Here is a 9,813-nt window from a genome sequence, read left to right as displayed (position 1 = left end):
TTACTCTATCTTTTTTGAGGCGATTTGTCTAGGATTGCCGGGCTGTCTGGTTTTCAGGCAACCTGTCACCCCGTCAGGATTCACATTGATAGGGAGAAAGAACTTCATTGTGCTTTATCTCCGACTTCAGCAAACATTAAAGCTCAGTATTTCCTGATTAATGATGGTAGTCACAGTTCAATTTCGGGAACAATAGGTTTTAGTTAAAGCATTTTAGGAGTCAACTGTTATGATTCAACTGGTAGTAGGGTGGGCAAAAAATTTGTTCCATTTCTCTAACGAAAAGCAGTTCGAGCCAGTAGTGAAATTAACGCCCAGTCGAATGGGCTACAATTTCGAGCATGATGAGCTAAAAGGCCTAATGAAAAGGCTAGAAAATTTTGAGACTGTCGAATTTACAGATGTTTCAGGCACGCCACTTACACCAGAGAGTATCGATAAACGTTTTGGCAAAGATGGTGGTATTGACTGTGTTATTCATATTGTTACCCCAACTGAAAGAGGTGCAAATAATGTAGCAGGTCGAATCAGGAATATCCTTATCAGTGGTGACTACTAATGGCTCAGAAAAAAATTGCGCTGGAGTTTAAGAATCGTCATCTAGATCGTCCAACGCTAGATGGAATTGTAGGTGCTCAACTTCGTGCTGTCCCGGACGCAACGGAAATTATTATTCGATGTCGTTCCGTTACGAAAACAGCACTTGAGGCAGTTAATTCATACGGTATCAGAATCACAATAGTGACTAGATAAAAAAACCTCAAGACTCATGAAGTATACTCTAAATTTTTCAGTGGAATTAACAAAAGAAGGTTCGCATATCCTCTATGATCCAGAGAAATTTGCTGACACCCCGATGGCAATATCTGTTCCTGATGTTGTAAAAATTGTCGAGTCTTTCATCAAGTCATTTGAAGAGGTTGGTATCATTGAGAAAGCTTTACCTAAAAGTATTCAGAATCAGGAAAAAAACGGCATTGACAATCCCAGCGAACGAGAACAACTATCTGAACAAAATTCAATTAACATATCTCCTGCTTTGAGAAGTTTGTCTGGTAAAGCATATATCTGTAAATCAAAAGAACTAAATGAAACAGTTCTCAATCAATTTTGCACTCAACTTACAGAGTATCTTCAGATGTGTTGCTCAAAATTTTCTCCAGATACTTTTCTTTCGGAAGAAAATGGTTTGTATGTTTCGGGACTGAAAGAAGTCCTTGAGCTACGTAACTACCTAGCTAAGTATACAAGGAGCCATAAAAAAAATTATCAGAACGGGTATCTGTATATCATGGTTATTTGAGTTTGCAGCTATAAAACTAACACTTTGTTGCAGCCGAAGACTGCTTCAATCTTTTATTAAAATTTATGAGATTTTAGCCATCCTACTCACTTTTTCCTTTCGCCATTTTTCTGCACTTTCTTTAACAGCTTCTATTTTCTCAAAATCTACCCGCATCACAGCCGTTTCAAATTCTACGCCCAAAACTGTACTAACTTCGAGGATTTCTACAAAACTGGCACATTGATAATCTGTGTCCTCATACTGCCTAACTCGCTGCTCTCCAATTCCTAGTATTTGAGCTAATTCTTGCTGACTGATTTTGGCTGCTATTCTAGCTTTAATTAAAGCATCTGATAGTTTATTTATGCTCTCAACTTGAATTTGAATTGGCTGGATTTTGTCACAATTAATAAGTCTTTCATATTCAACAATTTCTGCTTGTAAAGCCATCAGGTGAGATTGTTTGACATCGCGAGAAAGTTGCCAACCATCGGGGTCGGTTTTCTTCAGTTCCTCATCTTGGTCTAACGATCTAATAGAATATGCAAATTTTTGATCGCATTCTTGGCTGTATTCATACTGTTTTTCATTTTTAATTAGGGCTTGCTGAATAAAAGTAGAAAGCCTAGCAGATAAGGGGTTCAAGCTTTTGAAGCTCGAACAAGTGCAAGTTATAGGATTATAGATGCTCAAAACCCTTGCACTTTCGTTGTTCATCTCTGGCTAAATTTGGGAATTTAGCAATAAACCTACGATTTTTCAAGCTGTGTAGCCTCGTTTTTCCACTACGTACACTTTTTCAGCAAGCCCTAATTATGGTTTCCACCTTAATAAATATATAGCAATAATGCCAGCGGGCTGCTGTGCTAGCAGACAGACTGCGATCGATGGGTATTGACCCGGAATAATTGTAAACTAGATTGGGGCAAAGGTCGATCCTCTTCGTTGGCGTAGCCCCCGTAGGGGCGGGCTTCGCTAACGGGCGATCGCACTTTTAAATTTTAGCAAAAGTGCGATCGGCATAATAACTAATGACTAATGACTAATGACTAATGACTAATGACTAATGACTAATGACTAATGACTAATGACTAATGACTAATGACTCATAACTAATGACCAATGACCAATGACTAATGACTAATGACTAATGACTAATTCCCTCTTCCAACCTCAAAAAATGCACCTGTCCCGAAGCTTCCGCCGCTACAATCGTCACCCCATCAGGTGCAATAGCGCAAGCTTTCAAAGCACTATCTCCCATGAAACTAGCAACTACTTTCCTACTCAACAAATCCCAAACTTTGAGAGTATTGTCATCCGAAACAGAAATCGCTTTATTTCCCACAGTCGCCACAGATGTTATCGCATCCGCATGACCTACCAAAGTAAAAATTTCTTTTCTACTTGACAAATCCCAAACTTTCAGATTGTTTTCCCGCCCACCAGAAATCGCCCATTTACCATCCGCCGCCACTGCCACAGCATTCACAAAACTCTCATGACCTTTGAGAGTGAAAAGTAGATTTTTGACAGCTAAATTCCAGACATTTGCCCAAATATTATTTTCTTTCCCCAAACTCCAAACTTTCAGAGTTTTGTCGCCGGAAGCCGAAATAATCCGCTTGCTGTCGGGAGTAACTGCCACAGCTTTTATCCCGTCCTCATGACCTGAAAAAGTAAAAAGTTCCTCTCCTGTTTCTAAACTCCAAACTTTAATAGTTTTGTCTCCAGAACCGGAAACCGCCATCCTTCCGTCCGCAGTCACTGCCACAGAATTCACCCAGTCTGTATGACCCGTGAAAGTAAAGATTTCGTGTCCGGTTTCTAGATTCCAAACTTTCACATTTTTGTCGCCGGAACCCGAAACTACTCGCTGGCTATCCGCTGTTATTGCGATCGCTTTTACCCAATCTTTATGACCGGAAATAGTAAAAATTTCCTGTCCGTTTTCAAGATTCCAGACTTTAATGCTGTTGTCTCCAGAACCGGAAATCGCTTTAGTACCGTCCGCCGTCACTGCTACAGCATTTACCCAGTCATCGTGACCTGCAAATGATAAATTTTCTTTTCCTATTTCTAAGTGCCAAACTTTGAGAGTTTTGTCAGAGGAACCAGAAACTATCCGCTTGCCGTCGGGGGTAACAGCCACAGCATTGACTGGGGCGATGTGATTGGTAAAAGTAAAAAGTTCTTGTTTTGTATCCAGATTCCAAACTTTTAGCGTTTTGTCGCCGGAAGCCGAAATTACTCGTTTGCCGTCGGGACTGATTGCCACAGCTTGAACGAAACTTCCGTGTTTTCCTAAAGTAAAAAGTTTCTTTCTTTCTGACAAACTCCAGACTTGAACAGTTCCGTCGTAACTGCCGGAAATTATTTGTTCGCCGTCGGGAGTAACTGCTACTGCTTTTACCCAATCTGCATGACCGGTGAGAGTAAAAAGTTCTTTTCCCGTTTCTAGGTTCCAGACTTTAATGCTATTGTCGCCAGACCCGGAAATCAACCGTTTGCTATCAGGAGTTACTGTTACGGACTGGACAAAACTGCTGTGACCTTTGAGGTTTAAAATTACTGCCCCTGTTGTCAAATCCCAAATTTTTATGCTGCCGTCCCAAGAACCAGAAATTACTCGCTTGCCGTCGGGAGTAACCGCCACAGCTTCTACGGCAAAACTATCGCCTGCAAATGTCAATATTTCTGTTCCAATTTCTAAATCCCAAATTTTAATAGTATTGTCCCAAGAACCGGAAATTACTTTGGTGCCGTCGGGCGTGACAGCTACAGCATTGACGTAGGTAAGATGACCTTTGAGGGTTGAAAGTTCTTCTCCTGTTTCTAAGTGCCAAACTTTGAGAGTGTGGTCGGAGGACGCAGAAATTGCCCGCTTGCCGTCGGGGGCGATCGCTACAGCTTGTACCCAATCTGTATGTCCGGTGAGGGTGCGCAGCAATCTCCCGCCTGGAGGGGTAAAGCTGGGTGTTAGAGGCCGCAGCCAGGGTTTTTTTTGCTGTTTTGCTTGGGCTAGTAGTTCTTGAATTTCGGGAATTTCAAAGCGCATCAAGCGGGCAATTAGTTGGGCGGCTAGTTGGGTTTGGTCTTTAGCTAGAATGTGGGCCGAAAGCCGAATTGCTTCTTGGATTAATTTGAGTTGGTCGGCTTTTTGGTCTGAGGTTATAATATCTGGACTTGTGGCTAAATCGTAATCTTCTATTAGCGCCTGTACGGACGATGCTGACAGCTTGGCTTCAATAAAATTGTAATCTGTTAGTAAGCTGTATAATTTTTCTGCGTCTGAAGTCGCTGCTAGCTGATTTGGCAGGATTCCCAGGTAGTGCGTCTGTTCTGCGGGCTGCATTTTATCCAGCCCTTGTGTAAACTCGCTCATAAATTTACGGATGTCTTTTTCAAATGTATACGATCGCTAGCTGTACCCTGCCGGAAACCCGATCGAGAATCTTTTCTCTTGATTTACCTCTTGACTTAGCATGGCATATTTGAATGCTATTTGCTACGCCTGGTGTCGCCCTCGGTTTGGTGATGGTTGATGGATTGCTCGTTTTTTAGTCCGAGTCTGCTTGGATAATTTTTAAGGATTGCGATTCAAGTAAACCGCTGTCAATATAATTCAACTCAACAGCGCCAAATTTACCGATCGACAATAGCTGACATATATCGTTGTTTTTCTTAACATAGCTGCTCTTTGGGCGATGATTGTCGATCGACACACTCAAGCTAAAAATTTTGATGTGCGGCAATCCTAGTTTGATGTGCTAACAAGACTTTTTATCACGAAACACGAGGCCGGATGCTCTAATTTTCTGGTCAACAGGGCTGCATCGGCGAGGCAGGTGTCCCGCCGGTTGGGCTTCGTACCTCAACCGCACCTGCAATCTGCTATCATTCAAAGCTCTCGGAAAGTTTTGCAGGCGCGCCCCATTCCTTTAAAATATAGAATAGGACTTGCACTATTAAACTGGGTTTCTAGCCAAAATCATTGGTTTGGCCGCTAGGTGTGCAGGAAGAAACCGGGTTTCTGACTCCCTAGCCCGCAAGTCGCGATCGCAAATCAAAAAGTATTTAAGTTTAGAGACAAATTTCATGGACGTTATCGAGTTTTTCGAGTTAAGTGCAGGCAAATGGTTTTCCCAGCGTACCGTACACAATCTCAATTCTGGGGAATTGCAAGCAGGTAAATCTGACCTCAAAATAGAAATGCTGACAGCTAACGATGCAGCAGTCGTCAAACTTTGCCAACACCACTCGATTAACCCGGACTCAACTGGACTCAGGGGCGTTCGGATTAGTTGGGATGGTGTTCCCGATCGCGACAAAGCTAAACAAATCGGTTCTACAATACTAGCGATCGTACCAAATCCCGACAATCCAAGCGTTGGCAAAGTGTTGCAAGACAAGGGAAACAGCCGCTACGTGATGGGCGCCGACGATGTGCTGACATTGATTACAGAATCAGACACCATCCATGCCGAAGAAAGGCTGTGGTATCTCATGCCCAACCTGCGGCTTCGGACTAGCGTTGTCAAGCAAGCTAACGGTAAGGAACAAGCATCTTTTTGTTCGGAAATTCGGATGGGAGGGAGTCCGAAAAGTTAACGGCGATCGACAACTATCTAATGCCCAAAGTTTACACCTTATTTCTGCTTTCTCCCTTCTTTCTTCGGCCTTCTCGGGCAACGGCTTTTAACTTGGTGTGAAAATCAGTGTGTTTGACAACTGGGAATGATTTTGCCACAGGTTTATCGGCTGAGAAGCGATCGACCTCGGCTCGATCGGCTAGGGCGTTAATAGCCATATCTTCATATACTACAACTTCTGTATTTTCTCTTGTGCGATCGTCGTCGGCGGGTAATTTTTCGGTTTCCTGGGTCTCTGTGTTCGGGACTTCTGCATCATCGGACGCGCGATCGATCTGGGGCTCTGACGGCAGCAAATCTAACTCTGCGACACCGACTTCCGCTTCTTGGTTCGAGAAAAGTATATCTTGCTGCTGTTGTTGAGCATCTCTTTCAAGGGTTAAATCTTGAGGAAAATTGTTGCAGACCAAGCGTTCAAACTCGCGATTGAAATGATAGAGCGGTTGGCCTATCCGCTGCCACATACTCAATAGCTGTCCGACAGAAACAGCCTTGTAGCGCCCTTGATAAAGCGCTTCAACCACTGCTAAACGCAGCCAATAGCCGGGATACTTGGTCAGCCATTCACCCGCCAATTTCTCGGCTTTTTTGCCACCTAGGTCAAAACCGTAGTGAACCAGCAGAGCCGCTGCTTGTGCAGATATTGCCGTCACTTCTGTCATTTGTTGTCTGTTGACTGTTGACTGTTTTCTGTTTTCTGTTGGTTCCCAATTCCCAATGACCAATTCCCCATTAGCCAATTGAATTAATCGGATAAACGCACGCCTCCTTCTACAGTTCGCGCGTCCCCGGAAAAAGGTTGGGGAGTGCCGTTCCAGTTGAAGTCGCTAATTCTAAAAGTCAGGCTGCCGACTTGACGCTCAGGATTAAAACGCAAAATAATTGCGTAACTGCGGCGGCTGTATTCTAAAGTGTAATTCGTACTGATTGTTTCCCTGCTCTCTAAATTAATAGCACTTTGAAACCCGACTCGAAACCCTCCGTAAACTTGCTGGACAAGTCCAAAAGAAAGAACTTTCAAATCTACTAAGCGATCGAATAAAAACGGCGATATACCGTCCCGTCCCACCTGAGTATAAGTCACGTTAAACCCAGTGTAATCGAGGAAAGGGCGGGAGAAATGACCGAACTGCCCTTGAATGCCGACGCTGCCGGCGAGGGAATTTTGTCGATCGCCGCTGCTGTAAGAAGTGCCAACTCCCCGGACTCCCAAGGCCAGTTGCAAGAAAGGAACCACCGGCGTCCGCGTATACTTCAAACCCTGGGTGGGAGTGCGGGGCAGCGGTTCGCCCTCCCACAGGATGAAGCCGCGGCTTAAGGCAAAGCTGGCTTGGGCGCGGCCGAGATCGATGCGGTTGTTTTCCCGCACTGGTTCGAGCAAGTCTGGTCGATCGGTGTCAGCATTGATAAATTGATACCCGGCTTGGTAGCTGAGATTGATGCCCGTGCCTCCGAGTGGGATGACTGGGGAAGTGAGGACTGCCCCGAGACTGCTCTGCACGGTTTGATAGCCCAGAGAACCGTTAAACAGCCGATCGCGATAACTGTATTCTGCTGCCAGAGAGTGAGTGCCGATCGACTGCCGCAGGCGCAAATTGCCCCGAAAGCTGTCTTCCGGCAAATTCGGGAAATTCTCAAAACTCAGAAATATTGCCGACCCGTCCAGGCTGGTGCGCGGGCCGAGACTAGCGCGCAACCTCGCTTTCAGCCCGTAGCTGTCGGGAGAAAACGGATTGCCCCCGTTCTCTGCCACGACCCGCTGGAGGTAAATTTGGGGCGTCAGGGTCAGCCGCACGGGCCCGTTTTGCAACACCTCAAAACCGCACTCGGCATACAAACCGCCTCTGTCCCCCCCGTCGTAGCCAAAGGTCAAACACGGGCCGTTCTGCTGTCGGCTGTCAAACACTTGCCTGCGGGGATACACGGGTATTTTGACGCGGTTGTCGAACACCAAGCGGGGCGAATTTGTGACCAATTCCTCAGCCGTGGGCGAAATCCTTCTAATCGTCGCCCTCCGAGCCCTGTATTCAAATTCCGGCGGGGAAAACGGGTCGTTAGTAATCCGAATGTTGGTTGCTACCCTCGCGCCGTCTGGCAGCAGTTCGATGCGGTCTGCTTCAAAGCGGATGCGGTTGACGGCGCCGATAACTTGGGGGGCTGCTAGCTGTCCGCCGCCGCCGATAGTGACTGTAGCAGCGCCGGGGGATTTGACTCCGCGCAGGGGCTGCTGGCTGGTAATTCGATCGCTCAGAGGCTGTTCGAGAATCGTCCCGGCACTGATATCCGTCGGCAGTGTGGGGGTCAATTCGCTACCTGCGGCGGGCAGGAATATTTCGCCGCTGGCTTGTTCGACTGCGCCGCTGTTGAGGCCGAGATTGAACTCCATCTGCTGGCCGCGCACTACTTGTTGGCCGCGGGTATAGGCGACATTGCCGGATGCTACCACTTGGCGGGTGACTAAGTTGACGATCGCTCGATCGGCATCAATCACAGTTTGCCGGAACCGCACGACCACATTACCAACCGCCGTCACAATTTGCTGCTTGTCGTCGAATTCTTGGCTGTCGGCCTTAACTTCAATAGTATCGGCCGGACTCACCGGAAACGGCACCGTCCGCCCTGCGGGGGGGGTGCGGACTCCCGGCGCGGCTGGTTTAGGTTTCGGTGTCGGCGCAGCGGGTGTTCTGGGTGCGGGGGTCGTTCCCGGAGTTGGAATGTCGAACTGCTGTTGCCCGCTGGGTGCTGGTTCTGGCGCGGGTTCTGGAACGGGAATCTCCGCAGGTTCGGGAAAGTTATCTTCTAACTGCCGGCCTTGGGCCTGATACCAACTTTCCTGCTTTTCGACAAGATTTCTCTCCTGTTGTTTCTGCCCCTCTGCGGTTCGTTTCCGATTGCGAATGGCAACGGCATTTTCTACCGAACCCAATTGGTAAGCAGTAAACGAGGAATCTTTCGGAGTTTCCGCAGTTTCGGGTTCTCCCGCAGGGGCCCGACGCTGAAATCCCACCACTGCGTCGCCGCTTTCCACGGCGGCTAGGGGGTCTGCGATTTCTGGAGGCCTATCCGTGGCTGCGGTGGTGCCGAGGAGTGCTGCTGCGGGTTCTGCTTGGGCCGTTGGCTGCGGTGGCTGAACGATATCTGGGCTTGGTTCCGGTATTTCTGCGGGGTTGCTGCGGGTGTCTCCATCGCCGGCCGCCACAGCGAGGGCGACTTTTTTTGGTTTTGCGATGTAGATGATGGCAGGGGGTTCTGGCGGCGGTACCGGATAGGGCATAGTTAAAACAGGTGAGTCATCCGATTTTAGATTTTAGATTTTAGATTTTATAAGGTGCAAATTATTGATAATTTTTGCATCTAAAAGGCAACTGTTTAAACATTAATCTGACATCTAAAATTTGCAGTGGCTTTGGCGCGCCGGAAGATGGCAACTTTCAGAACTTGCTTTCGCCACAAGATAACCTCGCGGATGGTGCGAGGTCAATCGATTTTAGATTTTAGATTTTAGATTTTAGATTGAAGCATTGACCCCACGGATCGATTCGGGGGCTCCTTTATCGGATACAGGTTTTTTATTTCTACACGGATGAATCCGGGGGGCTTGTATCCTGGATGCTTTCGGTCAAGTTTTGTTCGACTAATTTTTCCGGGTTTGTCGGCTGTTGCAGGGGCTGCGGTGGCGTGCCCCCAGCAAGCGGCCGAGATAGCTTGTTTATTCCATGTCTCTGCGGTTGGGGTTCCGGGCTGGGTCATTGGACAAAAATCCAAATATGAACAGGGAAACAAAAAATAAAACAACTACATTAACTACGATTTTGAGGGTTAGCACTGTGGGAGTCTCCAAAGATGGGATAATACTGAGCTGATTTGCTGCTGTTG

At 46.8% G+C, this 9,813-nt stretch carries 8 protein-coding genes; 3 read left to right on the top strand and 5 right to left on the bottom strand.

Going from position 1 to position 9,813, the window contains the following annotated elements; genetic code table 11:
* Positions 1-229: 229 nt before the first annotated feature.
* Both QUB70_RS08075 and QUB70_RS08070 read left to right on the top strand, forming a co-directional pair.
* Positions 230-559, top strand: coding sequence for a hypothetical protein (locus QUB70_RS08075; protein ID WP_332979509.1), 330 nt, complete (start codon positions 230-232; stop codon positions 557-559).
* 234 nt (positions 560-793) lie between these two features.
* The gene (locus QUB70_RS08070; RefSeq protein ID WP_332979507.1) at positions 794-1,303 is read left to right on the top strand and encodes a hypothetical protein; all 510 of its coding nucleotides are present in this window, start codon (positions 794-796) and stop codon (positions 1,301-1,303) included.
* Between the two features lie 63 nt (positions 1,304-1,366).
* Here the strand turns inward: QUB70_RS08070 and QUB70_RS08065 are convergent, their stop codons facing one another.
* Together QUB70_RS08065 and QUB70_RS08060 are read right to left on the bottom strand one after the other, a co-directional pair.
* Positions 1,367-2,002 (bottom strand): helix-turn-helix transcriptional regulator, encoded by a 636-nt coding sequence (locus QUB70_RS08065; protein ID WP_332979506.1) that lies wholly within the window; start codon positions 2,000-2,002, stop codon positions 1,367-1,369.
* A 430-nt stretch (positions 2,003-2,432) separates the two neighbouring features.
* The gene (locus QUB70_RS08060; protein WP_332979505.1) at positions 2,433-4,670 is read right to left on the bottom strand and encodes a hypothetical protein; all 2,238 of its coding nucleotides are present in this window, start codon (positions 4,668-4,670) and stop codon (positions 2,433-2,435) included.
* 713 nt (positions 4,671-5,383) lie between these two features.
* Between QUB70_RS08060 and QUB70_RS08055 the strand changes: the two genes are divergently transcribed.
* Positions 5,384-5,896, top strand: a complete 513-nt coding sequence (locus QUB70_RS08055) for a phycobiliprotein lyase (protein ID WP_332979510.1) — start codon at positions 5,384-5,386, stop codon at positions 5,894-5,896.
* Between the two features lie 31 nt (positions 5,897-5,927).
* Here QUB70_RS08055 and QUB70_RS08050 read toward each other — a convergent pair whose 3' ends face one another.
* The 3 genes from QUB70_RS08050 to QUB70_RS08040 form a co-directional block, all read right to left on the bottom strand.
* Positions 5,928-6,677, bottom strand: a complete 750-nt coding sequence (locus QUB70_RS08050; protein ID WP_332979504.1) for a hypothetical protein — start codon at positions 6,675-6,677, stop codon at positions 5,928-5,930.
* 5 nt (positions 6,678-6,682) lie between these two features.
* Positions 6,683-9,211 carry a DUF3769 domain-containing protein gene (locus tag QUB70_RS08045; RefSeq protein ID WP_332979503.1) on the bottom strand — a complete coding sequence of 843 codons (2,529 nt, stop codon included), beginning with the start codon at positions 9,209-9,211 and terminating at the stop codon, positions 6,683-6,685.
* A gap of 435 nt (positions 9,212-9,646) precedes the next feature.
* Positions 9,647-9,763: a photosystem II reaction center protein I gene (locus QUB70_RS08040; protein WP_039887172.1), complete on the bottom strand. Its 117-nt coding sequence runs from the start codon at positions 9,761-9,763 to the stop codon at positions 9,647-9,649.
* Positions 9,764-9,813 lie beyond the last annotated feature (50 nt).

It is taken from the genome of Microcoleus sp. A003_D6 (genome assembly GCF_036702825.1).
Lineage (GTDB): Bacteria > Cyanobacteriota > Cyanobacteriia > Cyanobacteriales > Microcoleaceae > Microcoleus.
Note: the sequence above shows the minus strand (reverse complement) of the source record. Positions and strands in the feature narration are given on the sequence as shown.